This is a genomic window from Hydrocarboniphaga effusa AP103, assembly GCF_000271305.1.
Classification (GTDB): domain Bacteria; phylum Pseudomonadota; class Gammaproteobacteria; order Nevskiales; family Nevskiaceae; genus Hydrocarboniphaga; species Hydrocarboniphaga effusa.
Genome location: NZ_AKGD01000003.1, coordinates 132,215 through 155,506 on the forward strand (window position 1 = coordinate 132,215; position 23,292 = coordinate 155,506).

The window sequence follows — 23,292 nt, forward strand, 5'->3', positions numbered from 1 at the left end:
CACAGAGCGGCGACAGCGAGTGCCACTATCAGCACATAGAGGATCAATCCAAACGTATACAGCGGGTATCCCAGGAAAACTTCCGCTGTGCGACGGATGCGCAGGCTTTCGATGCTTCCGACGTCAGCCCGCGCCAAGTCCAGTATCCGGAAAGTGCGACTCCGGACAACGCGAAAAGCAAAATGAGCTGAAGCACCGTGTTCATTGATTTCTCTCCGTCGGCATGACGAAAAGACTCATGAACTTCGAAGGTGGCTGCAATGACCTGGGTCATCGCCGCGCGCGTGATCGCTACGCCGGCAATGCGAAGCATCTGGCGCATCGGGTGCCAGTCCGCGAGGCGATTGAGCGGCCTCCGCGACAGACTGAAGCGGCCTCTCTCCGGAGGCGAAGGTTCACCAGCGGGTGTCCCGTAGTCCGAGCCGGTAAGCGAGCCGGTTGACGACGAGGTCGGCGACGAAGCTCATCGATACCACCATGAGAACATCGGCAAAGCTCAGCCGTATCCAGAAAGAAAGCGCAAGCAAGCCGCCGATCACGAAGTCCAGCTGATCTGCAGGCACCCATCGGCTACCCGGCTTCTTTCCGAGGCGCCGCTTCACAAAGCTTTTGAGACAGTCTCCCCCCCAAGGCGCCGGCACCGGAGCAGACGCCCAATGTCAGCCATGCGTCGTAATCGAGGAGGCTCGCCTTCCAATTCAGCCAGTGCTGCGTTGCAGTGGTCGCCACGGCTGCGATCAATCCGAAGACGAAACCGATCACGGTCTTGTGATCTCCCAATGCCCGGCGGTGGATCGGCGGGTTCCACCATGGCCAGAACCTCACGAGCGGAGGCGCCATGTTGGCGAAATAGACGGGAGCCATCAGATAGGCCAGTTCGACCAGGCGTTGCATGCGCCGAAGGATCGCGGATCCGCACGCGGACTGCGCTGACCTGCGTCATTCGGCCGCTGGTTTCCGTCTTGTTTTCTCCATGGCCGATCCTGCTCTGCAGGAGCAGGGAATGGGCCGCCCGTCCGCCTGCAGAGGGTCTCGGCCCGGGTTCGAGGAACGGGGAGGCGGGCCCGAAAAAAGTTCTCGCATATCCCGAGATGCGTCTATATAATCGCCGCCCCGGCCGCTGCAGACGCGGACGGGGGATCGGAGTTTCATCAGTTCCATCAAGGATGTAGGCAGCATTTCCTTGAAGTGGTGGCCTCAGGTCCTATATACTGATCGTCTGTCTGGTGCGGGGTGGAGCACTCATAAGCCGAACTTTGTAGTTGGCGGTAACTGGGTTGAAACGGTGTAAATTGACCTAAGTAGCCGTCCCAGAAGGCAGAAAAATTCGAACGCGCTGGTTTCGGCCAGCGCGTTTTTTGTTGTTTAACGCCGATTAACCACGATCGTGTGAGACACTGAAAGTCTACTCATCATGACCGTCGGTGTGCCTTGGCTGAAGCCCTGCGCCGCGATCTCCTGGACGCCCTGGCTGCCGATCTGACGGCAGAGAGAAAGCTGCTTCCGTGTGGCGTACTTCGGAGGCTGATCGAGGGCGCTCCCTTGCCGAGAGTGGCGCCGGAGCAGCGGGAGCGCGCGCTACTGTTGGCGGCCGTATATCGAGGGTTGGTCAACAGCTTCTCGTCCGATTTTCCGGAGCAGGTTTTGCGCGAGCCACCACCCATGCGGTGGAGGCGGGACCGCCACTCGGCCCCTCAGATCCCGGCGTTTCGCCTGGAACTGGCAACCTTCAAAGTGGAAGGGCCAGTCCGTGTGCCCCTTGCGACTTACAAGTTCCTCTCGGCGCTACCTGCTGACTTTGTCGCGCGCCTTGTCAGCTGGGCACCTCCGGTGGTGGGGAGGATCGAGGTGGAGGATGCGCCTGTGAGCGTCCTGGAGAATGTCTTGTCCGGGTTCCTGGCCGCCCAGGTGCTTCCGCATCGGCAGGTGACCGTCAGGACGCTTATTGCCAAGAGCGAGTCCCGATTCGGCGTCGCAGACTTGGCTCAGTTCGCCCAGGGTGCGCTGGCCCCTCTGTTTGAAGCGCACCGTGATCGCATCGTCTGCGCGGCTCCGAATTACGAGGTGGCTCAGACCCTGACCGGTTTGGGGCGGGCCATGGTCGCGAGGATTCGCCAGAAGGGGAGCGCGTGAACCCCCGGTTCGAACAGCTGAGCGCGCTGCTGTCGGATCGATTGGGCGTCGGCCAGCAGGAAGTCCTCGATGTGCTGTTCATGTTGCGGGCGCACCAAAATCTTGCGGCGATCGTCTACTGCTGCCGCCGTCTGGTAGAGCTTCTGGAGGCTGTGCCCGAGTTTGATGAGGCTGAACCGGCGTTTCCTGACCAAGCACAACGACTTCGGCTGATACGTCAGATTGCGTTGCTCGATGAAAAGGATGTCGATCCGCACTTCCTGAATGCGCATATCGATCGCAACCGCGCTCGGAAAACCCCACTGCGTCCCCACACGGGGGACAGCGGGCTGTGCGATCTCCTACTGATTCAACCTAAAGAACGCGCGTCCGAGGAGCAGAAACGCGCCTTCGAGTGGTTGCAGGCCTGGTTCGCTTGGCAGATGTTCCAGCACCAGCGCCGGGTGCACGCTCCAAAGAAGTACGAGCGGTACCTAAACGGCGAGGTGCTCGACCTGAAAGACGGTTTGGCCACGCGGGTGTACGGCGCCCTGCGGGTCCTGCGTGAGCTGGCGGATATTCGACACGCCAGCAGGGCTGTCGAAACCGCCAGCCAACTGCAGGGGCTGACTGCGAAGGCGTCGACCCAACTCAGCCAGATTCTGAAGCTTGCCCATACGGAGTCCGGCCTTCCGTCAGTTCGAAAAGCCTTGAGCGATTCTGGAATGGGCGAAACCGATCTCGATGCCCGTATCGAGGGGGCGCGAAAGGTGAGTGCGGAGATCGGCCGGCTGCTCCAGCTGATCTGGATGCGGAGCTCGGCGGTGGAGCGCGACCAGACCGCACTGCGCAAAGACATTGCCAGGCAGGTCCGTAAAGTCGAGGTTGACCTGTATGGCCACGTGACCATCATCGGCCATGAACTGGATGTGGGTTCGGTTCACGCGGGGTTTGCGATCGAAATCGTCGAGCACGAACCGCTGCGGCCCGAAGATGAGGTGAAAGACCAGGGCAAAGGTGCCCCCGTGGATAAGGGGAAAGATCGGGGCAAAGGCGCCCTCGTGGATGAGGAGGAAGACCAGAGCAAAGACGACCTTGGGAATGAAGGCAAAGCTAAGCGGTCGAAGAAGCTGATCGTCGATCCTGGTGATGGGGAAGGGGTCGAGCCCTCCACCGTGCTTTTCCTGGCCAAGGGCGAGCCGATGGCGGGCTGGTACGCGGCTAAATCCGCCCTGCATCACATCGAGCGCGCCAACGCGCTCCTGCCCTGGCCAGATTGGCGTCTATCGGTCGCAGCAATAGAAGCGGTTGTGGGCTGCGTGGTCTTGAAGCCGGCAGACAGCTCGATCGAACAGCGGGCGCGCCTGTCCATTGGACTCAGCCTGCTGACGGGCCGGTCTCTCGACTTCGTGTCTGGCTTGGCCATCGGTCGGTCCTCTCCATCAGCGGGGGAACTGAAACAATCTGTGGTCATCAGCAAGCCCGACTATATGGTCCATGTCCTTGCAGGTCTGCCGGAACTGGCGGACTGTCCTGACTTGCCGGAATTTTGTGCGCCAGCCGTCAAGACCTTGCGTTTGCCGTTGCCGGTCGCTTGGCGTCCCTTGGTCGACGTACTTGATGAAAAGCCGCACCGGCGCCACTCAACGATCCTCGAACAAGCGCGATCCCTGATCGCCACACTGCCCAAAAGTCTGGGTATCACCCCGCGGGCCATCGCCGGTGCTCTGAAGCTGGCCTTGCTGGAGCGTGGACGCGACGACCTGGCGTTGGTCAAGGTCTTGATCGACGCGAACGACGCCAATCTCAACAACCTCATTCACTACGCGTCCTATGAGCGCAAACAGGTCGAGCAGTTGTGGCGGGAGATCGTTGCGCCGTGGGCAGGGCCGTTAGGCGAACCGCCTTCAGTCGAGGTCGCTGGCGAGAGGGTCGGTTGTCCGCAAGGGTTCGAAGTCGCCAAGGTCGCCGCGCAGATCGCCAAGCTCAAAGCGCGTTTCAAATCGGCCGTTAGAGAACAGCGTTGGCCGGCGGTCTACAACAATCTTTCCATGTACCTATCGATCTGGCTGGGGTTGGCGACAGCCGGCCGGCGAAGCCGGGAACCCGTCCCCGGAATTATCACGGCCGATGGCTGGGCGCTGGTGCGCGATAAAAGCCGGCCGGATGGCTCGACCGATCGCTATGTCCCGCTGGGCCGGGGTGTTCTGGAGCAGCTCGACGTGCTGCGCTCCCTGGCCTCGGCACTGTCCATCATCGATCCGGGTTTTGCCGGATTGAGCCGAAATCCGGACCACATTCTGAGCCTTCGTATATTCGATACAGTACGAAACAGCGTGCCGTTTCAACCCCGGTTCATGGACTTGTCCAGCACCTTGAAGAAGCTGCCCGGCAATTGGGGTCGCAAGCTGGTGCGTTCTTGTGTGAACGAGTTGTCGGGCCGAATGAAAGACGCCGGTCTGGGCCACTGGGTGCGAGGACGGCATCCGTGGACGTGGACCTCGACCTTTCCGTCGGCGGAGTTTCGCGCGCAGTGGCTGGCGATGCAGGAATCTTTGGAGCGGGATCTGGGCTTCGAAGTCCTTCGGATCGAAGATTTTCCGGATCCCAGGCCGTGGCCGAATCTTTTACCGGCGCCACCCCGACTAAGCTCGGCACCTATACCGCCGCCGGTGCTTAGCGATGAAGCGGTCGTCTCCCTGCTCAGAGAGGGGCCGGAGGACCTGTTCGAGGCCGCGTTCGAGTGGGAGCCGCCGTCGCCAGAGGCGGCACTCGGGCTGGTGCGAGATGTTCTGCGCACGGTGGCAGATCGGCCGGGCGTCGATCTACCCGCGTATGCCGAGCGCATTTGCGAATACATTCGAATTAGAACCAACATCCCGTTGTTCGCCAGCCGTCCTCGCTCGCGATTCCAGCGCAACTGGCTGGTCAGCAGTCACGAATTCGGGTGCTTGGCCTATCTTCAGCAGTCCCTGCTGCCCGCCATTGCCCATGATTTGGCGCATCTGCCGGCGGTGGCCGACGGGGAGCAGGCGCTGCAGATCGACACGGGCCGGCTGATCGTTGCCGCAGCATTGCGCGGCGGTCTTCTTTGCGTTCCGCATCTGGATGCTTTTCTGACATTCATTGCTGGCGATGAACCTGTCCAGGCGGTCGGCGATGTGCGCCTGATTGAATTGAAGGTTCGGGCCGTGCGCACCGGCGACTTGATGCGCCGGACGGTGCTGTTGGATCCCTATCTGTCAGCGCTCATCGCGGTTGAGCGCGTGAGGGTGGCGGATGCCTTGAGGCCTTTGTTGAAGTCTTTGTCCTCGAAGCGACAGGAGCATTGGAACAACGCATTTCGTGCTTACCTGCGATCGCTGGGCCTTCCTGATGAGATGCGACTGCCGGATTTTCTGCTGGGGCTGCGTCAGCAGATGCAGCTTGCTGCATCGCCCGTATTGGCGGCCTATGCGAGCGGTGAGATTCTGACGGAGGACTTGGCGGTCCGTGAGTTTCGTCGGCTTGCCGGCCTTGGTCCGGTAGCGAGCAAAGACGAAGAGGAGACGCAGGCCGAGGCTGACCCGGACTCCGAGTTGGGCGAGCCTCTCCCGTCAGATCTGAAGCAGCGCGACTACGCGCGGACAATCGGTGACCGCACCGACGTTCTGACCAGCGAGTGGCTTGGCTTGCTGAGCAAAGACATCGAGGCCAGCCAGTCTTTATCGCAGAAGCTGCTGTGCCGGTTTGCTTACTTCATGGTTGAGGAATACGAGCGAGAGCACGGTCCCAACCTCAGCAAGCGCGCCAGAAAGATGAACGCACGAATCCTGCGCGTGGTCTGGCATGGCTTAGTGGGCTTTGCCGACACGCGGGAATCGTGGACCCAGATTGATGAGGCGATCCTGCAAACGCTGTGGGATCTGACGTCGCCGCATTTCCCTGCCCGGACGCATCACGGGGCTTGGACTCGCTTCCGAACTTTCCTGACGAACCGTCAGGATGCCTTGGAGAAAGACGGCTTCATCATTTCGAAAATCGCTGATTCGGCCCGGCGGGTCGTCAGTGCAAAGATCCTGTCGGCGGTGGAGATTCGCCGAATCGAGGAGCGACTGAAATCGGTGAGCTCCAGGATCGGTACGGCAAAAAATCGCGTGTCGGCCAGCCGCCACTTCAGGTTGACGGAAGCAACCGGCGCGCGCAGGGCCGAAACCGAGAAGCTGCGCTGGGCCGACTTGGATGGAGACATGATCCGAATCCGGGAATACGAAGGAAGGACGCTCAAGACGGCCTCGTCAGAACGTGTCGTCCCAGTGGCCCTGGCGGGGGACGCGCTCCTCGAATTGCTTGAGGCCGCGCGTGCCATTGGCGCCGCGAAGCCACTGGATGCCGGGCCGGACCATGATGCAAGCGGCGACAACTTTTTCGATCGCGTAGCCAAGTCAATGAAGTCGGCCACTGGGGATCCCGACATCGGGCCTCATCACTTGCGGCACACCAAGGCCAGCGTGCTGCTGCTATTGATGCTTGCCAACATCGTCGATTTCGATCTCCTGAAAGACTTGCCGTGGGTGGCGGAGCTGATGCCGACGCCTGCGCAGCGGGAAATATTGTTGGCGTCGGCGGGACAGTGCGGGCAGGGGCTCAAAGCGATCTGCGCACTGCTCGGGCACCTGCACGAGACCACCACGCTGCGCCATTACATCCATACCCTTTGCGTGGCGTTGTACGCCTATCAGGTCGGTCTGCCAGAAATTTCTTTGAAGGCGTTTGCACTTCGTAGCAGTAGTCGTGCGACCTGGTATCGACTCGCCAAACAATGCGAAGAAGAGGGTGTCGATGCTGCAACGACTCAGCGTCGCTTGCGCGACCGTATCGAGCTGGATCAGCAGAAAGAGTGTGCGCGGGGAGATTCCAGCTCAGCAACGAGGCTGCTTGTGTTTCGTGACGAAACGCCGCTGCAGTTGATCGAAACTGCATCTGAGCATGAGCCAAAAACATTGGCCGACGCAGAAGGCTTGAAGCTGTACTTCGAACACGCCCATCAGTACTTGATGGGTGAGCGGGGCGATGCGCCTGATGGCGTCGATGCGCTTCGGGGATCCCTTCAAAAGATCGCTGAAATTCCGTCGGGGAAGCGGGGTTCCAATCTGATGCGTCATCCGATGGAGCTTCGCACTCCGGAGGGCTCGCCGATGCCGGACATGATTGGGACGGGCGCTCGGTTGGAGCGTGCGACTGACTTGCTGTGCTGGCTGTTGAATCTCAAAAAGCAGCAGGATGCTGACTACCGTTGGTTGCTCGACAAATGGCTGTATGCGAGCGAGGCACTAGAAGGGTCGATGCGCCTGGATGGTTCTGACGAGGTACGCATCCAATCCTTACCGGCGGATGAGCGCATTCACCTCGAGATTCGAAATCACCGGTTGCGGATTCGATTCCCGGGCGACCCGCTCGAAACTGGGAGAAAGAGCGTTTTCAAGGGGCAGGCATCTAGCGTGATTCGGTGGGTGATGACCTGGATGGCGGCCAGTGAGAATGCGCCGAAGTGATCTACGCCTGCATGGGGGGCACAGTGACGTAAGCCCTGCATCTATATGCACACCCACCCTAAGCCTTCCAGCCGCCGATGTCGTCCCACGCAAATTCGACGAACCGTCCCCAGTTCGATGCGTCTGCTGTGCCTAGCTCCTCGCTGAGGACGCGTAGCGCACGGCGCATCTGCTGACGCCCGCCGATTTCGAAGAAGAATCGCCCAATTGTCCGAAGCTGCGAGTAGTGGGGGTATTCGCGTGCAGCCGGAAAGTCGTGAGACTTCCCCCACTTCCTGCATTCGCGTACCAGATAGATGAGTGCATCCAGCTCTTTGTTCTGCTGCGCAAGCTGGGGGGCGGTTTTCGCGATGGGTAGGTCGGTGTCGCAGATGCTGCAGCGTCCATCTACGCAAACCTCGTTGTAGTGCATGTCGCAGTTCGGGCAGTACTCTTGTTTTATGCTTTTCATTTCGGACCCTATCGGCGGCGAAAAAACAAAAAAGGCCCTACCCGTTGCCGGGTAGAGCCTCCTTGGTTGACGCCATATCGTAACTCAGCGCACGGCGAATGGGAGAGGGGTATCGGATGTCGGCCACCCATCCGGTGATGAATAATGAAAGTCACTTTCCTTGAGCCCGATCCGTGAAAATTACCCGCATTCAAGAGATCAAGGGGTATCGCATTTTTCGCGATTTCACATGGCCTACCGAGGGCCTATTGGACTTCGCACGCTACAACGTTATCTATGGGTGGAATGGCGCTGGAAAAACCTCGCTCTCGAATCTCTTTCACCACCTGCAGACGGCAACTCCACTCGATCCGGGGATTGCCAAGGTGCTAGTTGGTGACACTTCCATCTCATCTAACGAATTCAAGGACGCGACGCTCCCACAGGTTCGGACATTTAATCGGGACACGGTCATCAGGAACGTGTTCGAGTCAGCCACCCAGCAGTTCCCGCCCGTTTTTTTTCTCGGAGAGGACAGCGTCGAGAAGCAGAAGCAGATCGAAGTGCTGAAAGCGGAGTTGGCCGTGGCAGAAGAGGAAGAAGGTCGATGGAGTCGAAAGCTGGTAAGAGCTAACGCCGCGCTGGAAGCCTTTTGCGCCGAAGAAGCCAAGAGCATTAAGAATCTGCTGACAGTGGCGGGGGGCGGGCCTTACAACAACTACAACGCCGGAGATTTCAGGCAATCCATGCGCACGCTTGCGGGCGTGGCGCCTCCGCCGGAACCCTTGTCTGCCGACGCACGTAATCGGCTGTTAGAGATCAAGGACAGCAAGCGGATGGACAAGTTGTCGTATCCGCCGATCAGCTTTCCGGACGTCAAGTCACTCACGGAGCGGTCAGCCGCCATGCTCCAGCGCTCTGTCGTATCGACCGTCGTCAACGCCCTGGCCGAGAACCCTGATCTAGCGGCCTGGGTATCCACGGGGCTCAAACTGCACGCTGGTTCGCCGCCATTCACGACATGTCAGTTCTGCTCTAACCCCCTACAGCAGCAACGGCTTGCAGAACTCGAAGCTCATTTTAACGACGAGTTTGAGCAATTTCATAGTGAACTGGACGGGCTCATCTCCGAGATACATGCCGCTAAGTCCTTTGGACGCGAGTTCAACCCGCCGGCCAAAGAGACTTTGTACGGCCATCTGAGATCTCAATACGAAGAAGCGGTCAAATCCTTGAGGTCAAAGGCAGTAACAGTTTCGATATCGTTGGATATGTTGATTCGTGGTCTTGAAGCAAAAAAGAAAGCTCCCTTTAAGCCATTGAGCCTTGACGAATACACGACCGCTCTCGGGACACCTGAAAAGCCAGCTCCGACTCTTGTCACCTTCTTCAAGATGCTGATGAGTGGTATCGCTGCGATTGAGGCGGCTACAGGAGTTACGGCTTTCGGGCGGCTCAAGGCTTTGATTGACCAACACAACCAACATACCGATTCATTCGACAAGGCGTTGCCTGCGGCACGACAGAGCCTAGCCGAGCATGAGCGGATTAATGTCTTGGCGCAGTGGAACAAGATATCTGTAGAGATCGACGAAGCACGGGCAAAAGCGAGCGAACAGAGAGCCCTGGTGGTACGGGTAAAGGCGAACATCGCCGAGATCGAGATGCAGATACGCCAGCACTTGCGGCCAGCGGAGGAGCTCAATAGGGAGGTTGCGAGTTACTTGGGCAGAGATGAACTTCGCTTTGACGTAGATAAGACGGGATATCGGATATCAAGAGGAGGTCAGCCCGCTCTTCATCTCAGCGATGGCGAACGTACCGCGATCGCGTTTCTATATTTCCTCAAGTCGCTGGAGGACGCTGACTTCGATCTCAAGACCGGGATCGTCGTGATCGATGATCCCGTCTCCAGCCTTGACGCGAATTCACTGTTCAATGCGTTCGCCTTCATGAAGCAACGGACAGCGGATGTTGGGCAACTGTTCGTGTTGACTCACAACTTTGCTTTCTTCCGGCAGGTTCGTAACTGGTTTAACCACATGCCCGGACAACAAAAAAAGAACAAGCCGGATCAGCAGCCCGCGCGGTTCTACATGCTGTCCTCATCGTTTGTCGAAGGTCAACGGCGCTCCACAATTGGCGCCCTCGATCCCTTTCTGCATCAGTACGAGTCGGAATACCACTACCTATTCAAGCGGATCTACGAAGAGTCTACGAAAGACGCTCAAGTCAGTATCGAGGCTTATTACGTTCTGCCTAACATCGCCCGACGTCTTCTCGAGAGCTTCTTGGCATTTCGACTACCGGATCGGGCTGGAGAGCTGTTCAAGAAATTCGAGGGAATCGATTTCGACACAGCCAAGAAGACGCGCATCCTGCGCTTTCTGCATACCTATTCGCACTTCGATTCCATTGCAGAGCCTGATCACGACGTTTCTGTGCTCAGCGAATCGCCCGCTATCTTGAAAGATGTAATTGCGTTGATTCGGCACTGCGATGAAGCGCATTGCAAAAGCATGATCGATCTGGCCGCGGCAGCTTGATTCTCATCTGCTTCAGATCAAGATGCGAAGGGATTGCTTGTTCAGCATGGTGAAGGGGAGGGTAGATGGAGTTGCCGAGCAAAGACACTGCAGAGACGATTCAAAGTCTCGTCACTTCATTGGGGATTTTTGTTGCTGGTGTATGGGCATTCTGGCGCTGGTCTCTCTCAGAGTTTTTGCGCAGGCGGGGAGAGATTCCGTCGTTTGACGGAACTATTTCGGCTGAAAGCGTCGCTGTGAATGAACAGCAAGAGGTAATTACCGTCATATGCCACTGGCGAAATGTGGGAACGGTTCCTCTTGATGTCAACACAAAGGAGACGCGAATAACCGCGTATCTGATCCCCAAGCAAACGCCCTTGGCCCGATAGGCCCTCGCTTAAACAACTTGCAAGAGCTTTACATCAGGAAACCATGGGAGCATTGGCCAAGTACCGTTCTTGAGCCGGGCACCACTAGTGAGATTCGAGCACATTTCCTGGTGGAGGCGCGCTGCCCCTACATCTTTTCATGCAGGCTCGAAGCGACGTCGAAGCCTGGGGCAAAATTGAAGTAGGTATGGGCTCGTGAACTAGTCTGGACGACGTCCCCCCGCAGTTGAGTAGCGGATCGGTTTGGAATCCAATCCCTGTCATCAAGGAGATTGGACGTGAAGAAGCGGTTCAGCGAAGAGCAGATCATTGGGTTTTTGAAGGAAGCAGATGTAATGACCCACTGAAATTCTGCTCAGGCGATACTTTGAAAGGAGTAAGACATGAGCGTTGTGATGGAAGACGAAATCAAGCGGTGGACAGCCAAGCGCAAGGGTGCGCTGGTGCTGGAGATCATCCAGGGGAACAAGACAGTGGCGGAGGCGTCTCGGCAGTTCGACCTGCCACCGTCGGAGCTCGAAGATTGGGTTGATCAGGCCAAGGCCGGGATGGAAAACGCGCTAAGGGCCAAGCCCGAAGACGTTCGCGAGCAGTACGAGCGCAAGCTCAAGGACCTGCAGGAAGCCTACGGCGAGGCGATGCTGGAGCTGCGGGCTCGAAAAAAATTGCAGTCCCTGCTGGGCGAGGACGAGAAGTGATCGAAGCGATCCGCCAGGGACTCAAAGCCGATGGCTTCGAGGTGTCGATCAGCCAGCTGTGCCGCTGGTTCGGGTTCTCACGACGGACGATCTACTACCGATCGCAAAAGGCGGCGCCGAAGGTGCAGGCGCGCTTCGCCGAGCCGATCAAAGCCTTGATCGAAGAAGAGCCGTCGTTCGGCTATCGCACGGTGGCCGCACTGCTGGGTTTCAACAAGAACACGGTGCAGCGGCTGTTTCAGATCAAAGGCTGGCAAGTGAAGAAACGGCCAGTCGGACACCGACCGCGGATCGAAGCCCTGCCGTCGAAGGCACAGGCGCCGAATCAGCGCTGGGCAACGGACTTGTGTCGGGTTTGGGCAGGCCGGGATGGCTGGGCCAGCTTGGCGGTGGTCATCGATTGCCACACGCGCGAACTGCTGGGCTGGCACTTGTCCCGCACGGGCCGTGCGACGACGGCCAGTGCTGCCCTGGAGCAAGCGTTGATCGCTCGGTTCGGTACGCTGGGGCGCGTTCCGATGCCGTTTCTGCTGCGATCAGACAACGGTTTGGTTTTCACGAGCCGGAAGTACACGGCACTGGTTCGCAGCTACGGCCTGCAGCAGGAATTCATCACGCCGCACTGCCCGCAGCAGAACGGCATGGTGGAGCGGGTGATCCGATCGCTCAAGGAACAGTGCGTGCATCGGCATCGCTTCGAAACCCTGCAGCATGCCAGCCGCGTGATCAGCGACTGGATTGTCTTTTACAACCATCGGCGCCCACATCAAGCGCTGAAGATGAAAACACCCGCTGAGGCATTTGCCTTAGCGGCCTGACCTGTGCAGATTTCGGTGGGTCATTACAAGCGCGACGATCTGCGTCTCGCTGAATTTTGAAGTCCGCATAAAACCTCCTGGCTAGGAAAAATGCCAGAAAGTTCTACCTTTCGTTTGTCCGGTGAGCGGGGCAGCTTACGCAATGAAGTCTCCGGCATCAAAAACCTTCATCTCGTGGAGCTTGGATGAGATGTCTTCAATAAATTTGTCAGTCGGGCATCGCTCGATTGCGGTCGAGAGGAGAGAGTTAACCTCCGAGTGTGTCTCTTCGAATAAATCCAGAGTGTTTCTGCACTCGTTTTGAATAAACTTCAGGTCCAGGAGTCCTGCGTCGGCTTCAATCGCCTTGACGACGTCGTCATATCGATATTCCTGCCACTCGCCCGCAGTCTCATTGCTGAAGGTCTGCATGAATCCCCATTCCTGGCTAAAGCGCGCGCGGTGGCGGTTCATTCAATCCTTTGTAGTAGACGCGCGACTGGTACCCAATCCACGAACCACTCCACGCTTTTCCTGCACGTTCCGCCGCACGCTCCAGGGCTTCAAGCGATACCGAGGAATCCGTGGTGCTCAGCTTTTCTGCGCGGTCCGCGAGCTTTTTCGCAGCGTTAAATAGGTCAGTGGATAAACTCATATAGTCTCTCGCGATTCGTAGTGTAGAAGCTGTGCTTGGCGGCACGCTGCTATATGCATGACACCTTCGGCCGCAACCTGGCTCAAGTGATTTAAAGTTTTCGCGGACTGACGCTAACTGGAGAGGCAAGCATCGCCTGCCAAAGCGGACGTTTTATCTTGTACCCCGGCAGGCAAGAGCAGCGTAATGCTCGCTCGACACCAATAAGACTCACAGTTTCGTCGCAGCGATCGTGGTGAATGCGCATGCGCCCATCGTGAAGGGCAAAATAGAGGGCTTCAACGGCATCCGAGCCTAGGGCTATTAGCGCATGTGGATGTCTAAAAAGATCAAATGAGCAACCTATTACTGTGGAGCGGCATCGTTCTTCTGCGACAAGCTGACCCTTTTGCTCATCGATGATCGGTGAAAGCCCTCGTGCTGCGGCGAGCGCAATTGTTGCTGCTTCGCCGTCATCGAGAGTAGAGACCAGCTTCAGGTATTCAACGGACTCGTCATCGGTCAAGCTGGCAAGGGTTGCTGCTCCGGTAGTTATCAGCTCCTGAACAAATTGATACTCGCCAGTCGATCTACTTCGGTCGTTGTCGAGCTCTAATTCGACAACATTTGGAACGATGATCTTGTTCGGCAAAGCAGATAGCAAGCGCCTTCCATGGCGGCTCGCGTGCAGATTTATTAGGACACTGGTATCCAATACCAGGGGAAACGGGCTGTCAGAGAGGCAGCATGAGTAAGTCATTTGATTCACTTTCCTCAAGCTCAATCTGATCGATTAACGCCCGTAATTCGATGCGCCGAACTTTCAAAAGCTCGGAAAGCTGCCCCTCTGAGAAGAGTCCGCGTTTCCAAGCCGAGTGCGCCATCAAACTCATTCGATGCGATACGACGCGGTCGGCATCTCCTTTGGCAGCATCGACCTTTACTGCCGCATCGCCAAGAACCTCCCGTGCTTGCGCATCTTTTATTCCGCCATTGGATTCAAACCAAGCCCAAATTCCCTTTTTTACAAGCTTCAGCTCTTCAAGCCTGCGTACGCAAGCTTCGCGAGAGATGTGATGCTGATGGGCAAGAATGATCACGTGCCGCCTCGTGAGCTTCTCCGATCCTGCAGTTAGTCGACGAAAGCTCTCCTCGAAGTCCTTGCGCGGAGTCAAAAATGCGCGCCCGAAACTATTGGCGTACCGCTCTTCTCGAGAAAGAAATTTTTCGCTTTCTTCGAGGACCTCCGGAACTTGCCTCGTGCCCATGAAGTGCCCGAGTTCATGCGCGGCTGACTGAATGCGGCGTTCAAGTGGATGGTTTGCATTTAGGAGAATGCACGCGCCCACGCTTTGCTCATAAGTAAATAAGCCCGCCACTTTTGACCCTGAAGACAGGCGTCTTTGGTATAGGCGGATGCCTAGATCCAGTTCGATTAAAGTGAAGATGTCGGTGATGGGGCCAGAGCCTTGCCCCAACCATCCCCGAAGATCTTCCGCATGCTGTTCGGCAAGATCAGTAACGTCACCGGTGCTGATTCCACGTTCGGGGGGGTACTTTGCTTTTCTTTCGATTCCTAGGGCGTTTTCCAGTTCAACTTCGGCTCTGACAAGCTCATTGAGCAATCTCACCGCTTCAGTGATGTAGTCATCCTCGGTCTCTCTCAGTCTTCGAAACCGAGGCACGAGATCCGTGTGTATGGCCCCGCGTCGCAAGAGAGCATTGACAGAAGTTCCGTAGTGATGGGCAAGCGCTTGAAGTTCTAGAAGGCGTATCGGGCGCCCCCCTTTCTCAATCGCGACAAGAGTGGGGCGTGATACATCAATAATCTGTGCTGCGTCCTCTTGCCGAACGTTTGCACTTTCTCGGGCTAGTCTTAAGCGGCGTCCCATCTCCTGTGCACTGATCTCATTTAAATCAGCCATAGAGCTCTCCTCCAGTCCAGCGAACCAGGAAGCTGGCCGGACCTTGTGAATTGACGAACTCTCGCCACTCTTTCGAATGCTGCGTGAGCAGTCGTTTGAGGTTGAGCAGGGTCTCTTCCTCCGGGATGGAAAGTACTCGCGCTAGTTCGTAGCTGTGACCGCGAAGCTGTGCATCGGGCACTTCTGCCAAATTTGCTAGTTGGTGCAGGTGCCGGGCTCCAACGCTTCCATATTCGAGCATGGTGCGACTCGTCTGTTGAGCGGACCCTTTGTGCTTCGACGCGCTCAGATCACTGAAAATGTAAGTGTCGTCGGTCTCTTTCACACCTGCTGCATGTAAGCTCATTCGTCTCAATAAGCACGCGGCGCATAGCCCGCATTGGCGCAATTTTCCTTCTGATCGCGTATTCCAGCGTTGTTGCCAGCAGGAGCGCGTGTCGCTCAAAGACTGAGCGCTTTGGCCGGGTTGCGAAATAAACTCAAAAATCGTTTGTCCTTTAGTGTGCCAAAGACGAGGCTGCTCATAGGAAAGCTCATATTGCAAAGCTAGGCGTATGAAGCGCTCCATCTTTCGGAAGAAAGTCGGATGATTTCGGTAATCTGCGTATATGTTGTGCAGTGGTAAAAGGGCAGGGCCTAAGGCGCCTTGGCCACTCTCGGGGACAACGATTCTTTTGACGTTGGATATCTGCGCGGCGATGGCGGTGACTGAGGCGAACTTAAATCCTCTGCTTCGTACACTGCTCTCTGGAGACGACGGTACCTTGACCGAGAAAGGAATCAAATCAAAAGGGGCTTCGCTCGATTTTATTCGCCCTTTGTTCTTGGTGACTCGCACGCGGATAGCAGCATCACCGACGCTATGTATGCCAGACACAGAACGAGAATCCAGGCCATCGCTATAGGCGATGACGAACTGTTTACTGTTGCCGAAATCCAACGAGCGCTGTCGTGCGAAGCTTTCGTCTTTCGCTACACTTGGCGTAAATGCGAAATCCCAATCGTCGCCGGTGAGGTGACGGAGCGTATCGATAAGGCTGAGCGTGACTTCTGAACGCTGCCAAAGCGCGGGCTCTCGGACGGGAATAGTGAGCTTGAATGATCGAGCCCACTGCCCAATCCTCCTGGCGCATCGGCGATCTGCATACTCAGCCGCCGCACAAATGACGAGTAGGTCATGGTGCGCGGACTTCCAGCCGCTGTAGTGATAGGTGTCGAGCACCTTGGGATCGAAGGTGATCTCGCTTCCAATTCTCGCGATCTCTCTGTTGCCGCGAGCTTTAGAGCGATCGGCTTCCTCTGCAACATGCAGCGTTAACCCGTATTGAGCTTGTCTGTCGCTATTGATCTTCACAGCGGAGGTCCTTCATCAAGTCCGTCTTTTTTGGATGCAGCCAATTTGAAGGCGTTGGTATTCCCGGATCGGACCGCTCGGCAAAGCTCTTCCAGATCAATGGATCTCAGGGTTGCCTTTGACTGAGTAATCGTTCGAGTTAGCTGGCTGCGATTCATTTGATCCGATTCATAAGATCGAATGCACTCTTCTACGATTCGATTTCCCACTTCGCTGATATGCCCACTGATGGCGGCGGTTATCGCTTCGTCGTAAGCGGCAGCGGGTGCTTGGCTGTCCAAACGAAAAACAAGCTCTCGCTGCAGAGAGTCTGCAAAGGGGGATTTGCTGTAGCGGCTGAAGATGCCCTCAACAGAGGCAATCGCATCGAAATCCTGCTGCGCCTGACTCACATGGGTATCGACGGCGTTGAGGAGGGCTCGGTTGCTTCCAAAGAGCACGTCACGAACGATCGCATTGCATGCCATGGCTCGCACGGTATCGCGCGCTACCAAATGGTTCTGCACCGCTTCGGTATACCGTTTCCATCTGTTAGCCAGCTGCAAATTTTTAAACGGGCCGTCAGTCATTGCGCTCCCCTGTTTCATATACTATTTCATAATCTGACAAAGTCAACAATTAGTTATAAATTTCTGACATTTTCTCATGTAGACGTTGGGCGGGGCCGGCCGATTCGGCTAACGATGGACCTATCCTTACCGCTTCACTTGCGGAGTTCGGCTGATAGATCGCCGTCTCTGGAGTTCATGAGTACCGGATTGGAGGAATTTCGAGGTTCTATCAGGTGTCCGATGCTATTCAGTGTCGGGGTGTGAACCTGAAAGCGAGGCAAGGCTTCCTGCATCGCGTAATGGCGTAAACATCGCCGCTCAATGAAGGCACCGCTGCCTGATTACGTGCCGCCGAATAGTGGTGCGTGCGCACTTGCGCACTGAGTGTCAGGCGGACTGCGGCACAGCCTTTCGGCAGGCGTTAGTTCTGCTCAGTGTTTCGAAGGGTGTTGCCCGTATGCAGATCCAGTAACGTCATCGGCTCGACCAAAAGCGCATCGGCGATGCGGGCGATCATGTCGAGCTGCACCGCGGCGACACCACGCTCGATCTCGCTGAGGTGAGATTGAGTCGTCGCAACCAGATGGGCAAGCGCCTCCTGTGAGAGGTCGCGGCGAACCCGCTCCACGCGAACATTTTTCCCAAATACACGCCGTAACGCGACGGCTTTCCGGTCTGAAGTCATGCCGGAAAGGGTCGAGCCGCCGCGCCATATCGTCTAACTGCTTTGGGATATTAAATATATGCTGTGGCATATAAAATAAAGCCGGGCCGATTGGTAGGGGGTGAAAATGCCTAGGTTGAATGTGCAGCAAGGAATGCGGGGTTTGGGGTTGGTGCCGGTGGTTGCCGGCGTGGTGCTGGCGATGGCGGGCTGTGCCTCGTCGCCGTCGCAGAAGGCGCCGGACGGGGTGCAAGACCTCTACGCGCGGCTGGCGAAGCGGAACGAGACCTACGTGGTCGAGGGGATCTGCCGTTTGGGCGGGAGTAGCGTCTCTAAAGGTGAGTCCCAATATGGCAGTTGCCCGTACGGCTACGAGCGGGCAGGCCGCTTGTACTTCAGCCTGGCGACGCTGGAGCCCGTCGAGACGCATATCAGCTGCAAGGTTTACAACATCAACGAGAAGAACAAATCGAGCACCTGCGACGAGTTCGTGTACGCCGATCTCTACTCGTCGAGCGCTGCGCAGAAGACCGCTGCCTTCGTTGGGGCCGCTCTCAAGTTCGGCACTCAGATGTCGATGCCGCAGTCGCTCGATGCCGACTTGTTCAAGCGGTATGTCGAGTCATCGCTGCCGACGCAGCAGCGCCTAAAAATTTTGCGGGATGACGAAACCTATCGCGCAGGTTTTCGGGCGAGGCTCGCCGAGGAGTCTCGACAGGAGGAACTGGCGAGGGCCAATGCCAAGGCTGAGGACGCTCGCAAGCGGGCGCAGTTCCGCCAAAGCGTCGCGGAGGCGAATTCAACCGCTGATCGGTCCTTCGCTGCGCTGAGCGCGACGCAAAAGAACGTGGGCAGCACGGTGTGCTCTCGTGACAACCGCATCGGCTACGTCGAGCAGGCGACTGGAGCGAAGATCAAAGTGCTCTTGCGGGGACGTGCTGTTGCGCAGCGCGATGCGGTGTTCGGGCGTAATCCGCTCGGTCCCTTCGAGGTCGACAAGACCGGTCTTTCGTTCGAACAGGTCCATGGACCTAACAGCAGCAACATCGAGCTGCCGGTCGTCGATCCCAACTTCCTGTTCAAGCCTCACCAGACGGTGCGAATCGCGCCGGTTGCCGCGTCCCATATCTGGGATGAAGGCCGGTTTTGGGCGCCCTGCGACTGGCGGGTGTCGTAATGCGCCTGAAGAGTGACGATGCGGTTCTGCTGCTCGCCTTGCGATCGCGGGCCAGCTCGGCTGTGGTCTGGGGTGGCGACCGCGGATTTTGCGTCCACGTGACCCCGCTTCTTCTGATTGGTCGCATCTGATGCTCAAGCCCTCCTTTCATACTTTTGGGCTCTTCGCGACCCTGAACCTTGGAGTTGCGATCATCAGCTTTTCGATTGGCGATTTTCTGGTCTACATGGGGCTGGCGGCCATCGTGGTATCGACCGTGCTGGTTCTCGGCATGTATGGCTTGGATCAACCAGCGACCGAAACCTACGTCCAACGCATCGGTGGGGCGTTGATCGTGGTTGGAATCTCAATGGGGATCTTAGGCTTCAAGAGTGTGGGCACCTGTTGGGGCTGCGTGCTGGGCGGCCTATTCCTGAACTACTGGGGATGGCGATTTCGATACCTGCGCCAGAACTACGCTTGGTATGTCGGCACGCATCCAGGCGTGATTCGAGGTGGACGTCTGCACTGCTACTCATGCGGCGGTGGGCGTGTGCACACCGAACGAATGATGCGGCGGCAGTTCCTCCGCCGTCATTTCTGCGCCCAATGTGGCGACACGCTGTACTTCAGTCGCGAGTGACACGCTGACGGCTGGCAGGTATTGGCATCGAGACTAATCTCTTAGCAGATTCGAGAAAGGCCATGATTGAAGGGCATCTGTCTATCGCGGAAGGACAAAAGACATTTGCATAGTAGTGTCCATCCTGCGGATTGCGACGCTTCTACCTCGATGGTGATGACTCTGGTCCACGTGGACCAAAAATTCGATAGTCGTTGAGGGGGCGCCACTGCTTTCAAAGGCTGCTTTGCGGCAAGAAAGCGGGCTCTCCCTGCAGACGGGCAAGCAGGTTTTCGCGGATCTCACACCGCCATTTGGAGGGCGCAATGGCTATTCGACTCGCAATCGCGTTCGCAGGGTTGCTTGGCTGGGCGGTAATCCTGATCGTGCCGTTCCTCGTTTCGGATCGCGCGGCAAAGCGTTGCCGAGAAGAAGAAGCCCGTAAGCGGGAAATTCGGGAACGGCTTTGATTGCGGAGATCTGTATCTTCCTAAGGGACAGACGGACAATTGTAAGCAGTGCTCGTCTGTCTGCGGACGACATATCCGGTTCGGATTTTATTTTTCGGGTCCACGTGGAACATCAATCCCTGATCGGTCTGCCCTTCGCAAGGTGGCCGTAAACATCTTCGATGAATCGTGTATCGGAAAGCGAGCGGCACACCGGTGCCGGCGGAATTCCAGGAGCCGGCATGGCGAGAGGCATACATTGTTCGCACCCGTCCTTGGCATGCGAGTGATCTGGATGTGGGCGGGGCGGGGAAGCCTTCGCTGGCCGACGTAGATCGCTTCATAGAAGAGCGGCGCGCGTTTCGACTAAAGCACTGCGGCGCCTATCTCTACCCTCGGTTTCAGTTCGATGTGTTGGGCAGGCCGCTGCCAGTTCTCAGTGAACTTATCGATGCAATCGCCACTGCGGAATTGACGTCATGGCGCCTTGCATACCTTCTCGACACTCCAAACGATTTTTTTGGGGCGGTGCCAGGACGAGAGGAGGGGCTAAGAAGAGCTCCGCCTGTGGATTTCTTTATAAGCGCGCCCGCACGGGTTTTGAAGGTTGTAAGGCGTGAAATAGGACTGACCGACGACATCTGAAGCAAGCTTGGCTGGCGAGCCCTGTCGGATTGACGGTACTAAAGTGAAAGCCTTCGTTTAACTAGGCGCTACCACCTGGATGCTGAGCAGCACGCGTCGCCTATGATGGAGCCCTGAGTCGGATATTTGTTCGGACGCGGCGCTGGCCCAATAGAATGGGTGTGCTGACCCGCCAGGGCTATGGATTAAACAGAGGGGCGGTGCCGTCGAGCAAAGTAATCCTCCGCTCGCAGCAGCAGTTACGAATCAATTCAAGGGGGGCGTTGTCGGCGGCTGAGGCATCTCGCTGGGAACGAGGTGTCCCACCATTCAAACCAATCGGGCTGATGAGGGCAACAGGGCACAGATAGATGTGAACGAGATCAAGGCCGAATTCGGCTTGCCCAAAACAGCCGAGTTTCGCGGTTTCATAGTGCATCTTCCGGATTCGGACGAGTTCGTGGTCTCCATTGAGGTCGAGCCGTCCGCAACGCGCCGTGTTTTCGCTGCCACTCCAGAAGCCGCCAAGATCTACGACAGCGAGTCAGCCGCTGCGGATGATGCAGCGCGTTGCAAGCAAGACACCCAGGTGGCGATGTTGTTCGGAGAGGATGGCCAGCTGTTCGTCGTCTATCCGGAGTGATCTCTGGGGCGCACAGGCAGTTTGAGCGTCTCGTAGGCGGGTGGGCGAATGGGGCGGCCTGCCTTGAGCGTAAGGCTCGATGGTAGAGTTACACGGCTCGCAAAAAGAGCATTGCAATTTTCTTGAGATTGACCGCCCTGGTCGAGTTGCGTCCGGAGATTGCGATGAAAGTAGTGAAGGAGATCCATTCCCTCAATCACCAAGTGCTGGCGGTCCGATGTGACCGTTGCAACTGTCTGGTTCCCCAAGATGCTCCGCCGAGCGAGTCGCCCGCGAGAATCGACATCGATTTCGGGCGCCATGCCGCGATGTTCGCTGCTGATCTTTGCCCTCGGTGTGCAAAAGACTTTCTGAGCTTCTTGGCGGAGTGGCGCGAGGTTCTGCGTACCGTTGCAAAGTTCGATGAGAGCAAAGGGTATCGCTACTTTGAGTTTCAGATGCTCGACGTAAGCCTGAGCCCGATACGTGTCCAGTCGCTGCTCGACGAAGCAGACCTGCGCTAATCGATGCGCCGGTGCTTATCGTCTTCTGAGGAAGCTTTGAGCACCGCTTTCTGATTTATCCGGCATATTTTCCAACAGCAGGAGATGCGTATTGGAGTCATCGATAGGTGGAGTACGTGCTTGACGTCTTTTGCTATCGATCAACGCTATCAGTGAGTCTGGTGTCGCGGAGCCCTTGTCGGCCGTCGCACGCTACTCAATCCGGAGTAGCCGTGGCGTTAGGAGGTGTCAATTAACTGTGCAATCTGAATAAAGCAGCTCGCGATTGTCGACTCGGCTATGCTCCGCGCTTCTTAACGGCTCGAGCTCACTATGAATATTGCTGCGGCGTTCAAAGCAGAAGTGCTGCGTGTATCGAAGAAAGCGATTCGAACGGAAGTCGATGCCTTGCGAACGCAGCTCACCCAGCAACGTAAGCAGATCGCCCAGCTCAAGAAGGAAATAGCGGAACAGCGCAAGCTGATACGTGAGGCCGGTCGCTCGAAGCGAGAGAGCTCTAGAACGGAAGCGAGCGTGCGCAGCCGGCCCCCGCGATTCAGCGCTGCATTGGTTAAGCAGCGTCGTACCAAGCTAGGCCTTTCTCAGGCGGATTTCGCCAAGCTGCTCGGCGTGAGCTCGCTTACGGTTTACAACATCGAAAAGGGCGGTAAGCCCAGGCAAAAGACGCTCGCCGCGTTCGGCGCAACCGCTGCCCTGGGTAAGCGCGCGGCGCAGGTCAGGCTGCAATCTCTGAATGCGTAGGCTCTAGCTGTAATACGTATTCAGGTGCCTGTAGCGGCTGGAACTCGATTTCCAACTGGCTCGAAGCAGCTAGGATCTTTCACTTTGTCGCCGGTGTCGTGACCGAAACGGTCGTTGATGGATTTGAAATGATCGAGATCGCAAATGGCGATGGACACCGGAAACTTATGCCGCTCCATCCCAGCCTGTATCGGCACCCACACTGCAGATAACTGACGACGATTGGCCAGGCCCGTTAACGGATCGGTGGTGGCGTAGGTCTCCAGCATCACTTGCTGCTCAGCAACAAGACGGAAGTAGTGCATAAGCAGGAAAGCGAGATTGCACAGCGTTAGGCCTATGTTGATCGTTCGGATCACATGCAGTTGCGTTGCTGTGAGCGGAATCCGCCCTCCGACAGACGCAATCTGCGCATCCAGAAGAACGAAGGACAGCACCAACAGCACAAGGACGAACCGCTTTACTGATAAGCCCAGCCGACCAGCCATCGTGAGCACCGGCACGGCTACTAGCAGCTTCAAATGAAAGGCAGCTTCCGCGCCATAACGCAGGCCCATAAAACTGTAATACAGCATGATAATCGCGCTGATCATGACCAGACCCGCGAAGAACAACCAGTAAGTTCTTCGGACGGAGCAGAGTGGAATGATGGGCAGGCAGGCGACGGACAGAACAACCGACCACAGCCACCAAGGATCATTCACCCAATACTGAAGCGCCGCGTTGAGCAGGCAGGTGGCGCAGAAAAGCCCGGTTCCCCGCTGAATGGTCCGCCGATAGGTCTTCTGGACCGCTTCGGAGTCGAAGGTCAGGTAGTCGAGCGATGTCTTTTTAGCTTCAAGCGATATCTTGCGCATCAGTCTCCCCACTTTGGAGCCCGAGCTGGCGGTCCCCTCCGGCCATGCTTGGGCTGCCAAAGAATAGGCTCTGCCACCACT

Annotated in this window: 22 protein-coding genes; 11 read left to right on the plus strand and 11 right to left on the minus strand. The window is 57.1% G+C overall.

Annotated elements, in window-relative coordinates:
• Positions 1–43: 43 nt before the first annotated feature.
• The 3 genes from WQQ_RS17130 to WQQ_RS24675 form a co-directional block, all read right to left on the minus strand.
• Positions 44–322, minus strand: a complete 279-nt coding sequence (locus WQQ_RS17130) for a hypothetical protein (RefSeq protein ID WP_040454771.1) — start codon at positions 320–322, stop codon at positions 44–46.
• Between the two features lie 73 nt (positions 323–395).
• Complete coding sequence (locus tag WQQ_RS24670) at positions 396–563, minus strand: CDP-archaeol synthase (protein ID WP_007186499.1); 168 nt, start codon at positions 561–563, stop codon at positions 396–398.
• Between the two features lie 7 nt (positions 564–570).
• Positions 571–894, minus strand: a complete 324-nt coding sequence (locus WQQ_RS24675) for a cytidylyltransferase family protein (RefSeq protein WP_007186500.1) — start codon at positions 892–894, stop codon at positions 571–573.
• Between the two features lie 537 nt (positions 895–1,431).
• Between WQQ_RS24675 and WQQ_RS17140 the strand changes: the two genes are divergently transcribed.
• Together WQQ_RS17140 and WQQ_RS17145 are read left to right on the plus strand one after the other, a co-directional pair.
• Positions 1,432–2,133 (plus strand): hypothetical protein, encoded by a 702-nt coding sequence (locus tag WQQ_RS17140; protein ID WP_040454772.1) that lies wholly within the window; start codon positions 1,432–1,434, stop codon positions 2,131–2,133.
• A complete protein-coding gene (locus WQQ_RS17145; RefSeq protein ID WP_007186501.1) occupies positions 2,130–7,646 on the plus strand; it encodes a site-specific integrase in 5,517 nt (1,838 codons plus the stop codon). The genes WQQ_RS17140 and WQQ_RS17145 overlap by 4 nt, the downstream gene beginning before the upstream one ends.
• Positions 7,647–7,704: 58 nt before the next feature.
• Here the strand turns inward: WQQ_RS17145 and WQQ_RS17150 are convergent, their stop codons facing one another.
• Positions 7,705–8,058 carry a hypothetical protein gene (locus WQQ_RS17150; RefSeq protein WP_157534753.1) on the minus strand — a complete coding sequence of 118 codons (354 nt, stop codon included), beginning with the start codon at positions 8,056–8,058 and terminating at the stop codon, positions 7,705–7,707.
• A 212-nt stretch (positions 8,059–8,270) separates the two neighbouring features.
• On the opposite strand from WQQ_RS17150, the gene WQQ_RS17155 reads away from it, so the two are divergent.
• The 3 genes from WQQ_RS17155 (at position 8,271) to WQQ_RS17165 (ending at position 12,509) form a co-directional block, all read left to right on the plus strand.
• Positions 8,271–10,622 (plus strand): AAA family ATPase, encoded by a 2,352-nt coding sequence (locus tag WQQ_RS17155; protein ID WP_007186502.1) that lies wholly within the window; start codon positions 8,271–8,273, stop codon positions 10,620–10,622.
• A gap of 754 nt (positions 10,623–11,376) precedes the next feature.
• Positions 11,377–11,691, plus strand: coding sequence for a transposase (locus WQQ_RS17160; RefSeq protein WP_040454775.1), 315 nt, complete (start codon positions 11,377–11,379; stop codon positions 11,689–11,691).
• Complete coding sequence (locus WQQ_RS17165; protein WP_007186504.1) at positions 11,688–12,509, plus strand: IS3 family transposase; 822 nt, start codon at positions 11,688–11,690, stop codon at positions 12,507–12,509. Before WQQ_RS17160 ends, WQQ_RS17165 begins: the two co-directional genes overlap by 4 nt.
• A gap of 135 nt (positions 12,510–12,644) precedes the next feature.
• Here WQQ_RS17165 and WQQ_RS17170 read toward each other — a convergent pair whose 3' ends face one another.
• From WQQ_RS17170 to WQQ_RS17190, 6 genes are all read right to left on the minus strand, one after another.
• The gene (locus WQQ_RS17170) at positions 12,645–12,962 is read right to left on the minus strand and encodes a hypothetical protein (RefSeq protein ID WP_040454776.1); all 318 of its coding nucleotides are present in this window, start codon (positions 12,960–12,962) and stop codon (positions 12,645–12,647) included.
• 272 nt (positions 12,963–13,234) lie between these two features.
• Positions 13,235–13,882, minus strand: coding sequence for a PIN domain-containing protein (locus tag WQQ_RS23850; RefSeq protein ID WP_494546127.1), 648 nt, complete (start codon positions 13,880–13,882; stop codon positions 13,235–13,237).
• Positions 13,857–15,047: an XRE family transcriptional regulator gene (locus WQQ_RS17175; RefSeq protein WP_007186505.1), complete on the minus strand. Its 1,191-nt coding sequence runs from the start codon at positions 15,045–15,047 to the stop codon at positions 13,857–13,859. The genes WQQ_RS23850 and WQQ_RS17175 overlap by 26 nt, the downstream gene beginning before the upstream one ends.
• Positions 15,040–16,401 carry a 7-cyano-7-deazaguanine synthase gene (locus WQQ_RS23855; RefSeq protein WP_007186506.1) on the minus strand — a complete coding sequence of 454 codons (1,362 nt, stop codon included), beginning with the start codon at positions 16,399–16,401 and terminating at the stop codon, positions 15,040–15,042. Before WQQ_RS23855 ends, WQQ_RS17175 begins: the two co-directional genes overlap by 8 nt.
• A complete protein-coding gene (locus tag WQQ_RS17185; protein WP_157534754.1) occupies positions 16,398–16,970 on the minus strand; it encodes a hypothetical protein in 573 nt (190 codons plus the stop codon). Before WQQ_RS17185 ends, WQQ_RS23855 begins: the two co-directional genes overlap by 4 nt.
• A 403-nt stretch (positions 16,971–17,373) precedes the next feature.
• Entirely contained in the window at positions 17,374–17,637 is a 264-nt protein-coding gene (locus WQQ_RS17190; protein ID WP_040454780.1) for a helix-turn-helix domain-containing protein, read from the minus strand.
• Positions 17,638–17,752: 115 nt separating this feature from the next.
• On the opposite strand from WQQ_RS17190, the gene WQQ_RS17195 reads away from it, so the two are divergent.
• From WQQ_RS17195 to WQQ_RS17215, 6 genes are all read left to right on the plus strand, one after another.
• Positions 17,753–18,793, plus strand: a complete 1,041-nt coding sequence (locus WQQ_RS17195; protein ID WP_192812992.1) for a hypothetical protein — start codon at positions 17,753–17,755, stop codon at positions 18,791–18,793.
• A 130-nt stretch (positions 18,794–18,923) separates the two neighbouring features.
• Complete coding sequence (locus WQQ_RS17200; RefSeq protein ID WP_040454782.1) at positions 18,924–19,415, plus strand: hypothetical protein; 492 nt, start codon at positions 18,924–18,926, stop codon at positions 19,413–19,415.
• A gap of 305 nt (positions 19,416–19,720) precedes the next feature.
• On the plus strand, positions 19,721–19,864 hold the full coding sequence (locus WQQ_RS24420; RefSeq protein ID WP_157534756.1) for a hypothetical protein: 144 nt from the start codon (positions 19,721–19,723) through the stop codon (positions 19,862–19,864).
• 976 nt (positions 19,865–20,840) lie between these two features.
• Positions 20,841–21,110 carry a hypothetical protein gene (locus WQQ_RS17205; RefSeq protein ID WP_007186509.1) on the plus strand — a complete coding sequence of 90 codons (270 nt, stop codon included), beginning with the start codon at positions 20,841–20,843 and terminating at the stop codon, positions 21,108–21,110.
• A 128-nt stretch (positions 21,111–21,238) separates the two neighbouring features.
• Positions 21,239–21,613 (plus strand): hypothetical protein, encoded by a 375-nt coding sequence (locus tag WQQ_RS17210; RefSeq protein WP_040454783.1) that lies wholly within the window; start codon positions 21,239–21,241, stop codon positions 21,611–21,613.
• A 312-nt stretch (positions 21,614–21,925) separates the two neighbouring features.
• Positions 21,926–22,354 carry a helix-turn-helix domain-containing protein gene (locus WQQ_RS17215; RefSeq protein ID WP_007186511.1) on the plus strand — a complete coding sequence of 143 codons (429 nt, stop codon included), beginning with the start codon at positions 21,926–21,928 and terminating at the stop codon, positions 22,352–22,354.
• A 20-nt stretch (positions 22,355–22,374) separates the two neighbouring features.
• On the opposite strand, the gene WQQ_RS17220 is transcribed toward WQQ_RS17215, so the two are convergent.
• The gene (locus WQQ_RS17220) at positions 22,375–23,211 is read right to left on the minus strand and encodes a GGDEF domain-containing protein (RefSeq protein ID WP_007186512.1); all 837 of its coding nucleotides are present in this window, start codon (positions 23,209–23,211) and stop codon (positions 22,375–22,377) included.
• Positions 23,212–23,292: the final 81 nt, after the last annotated feature.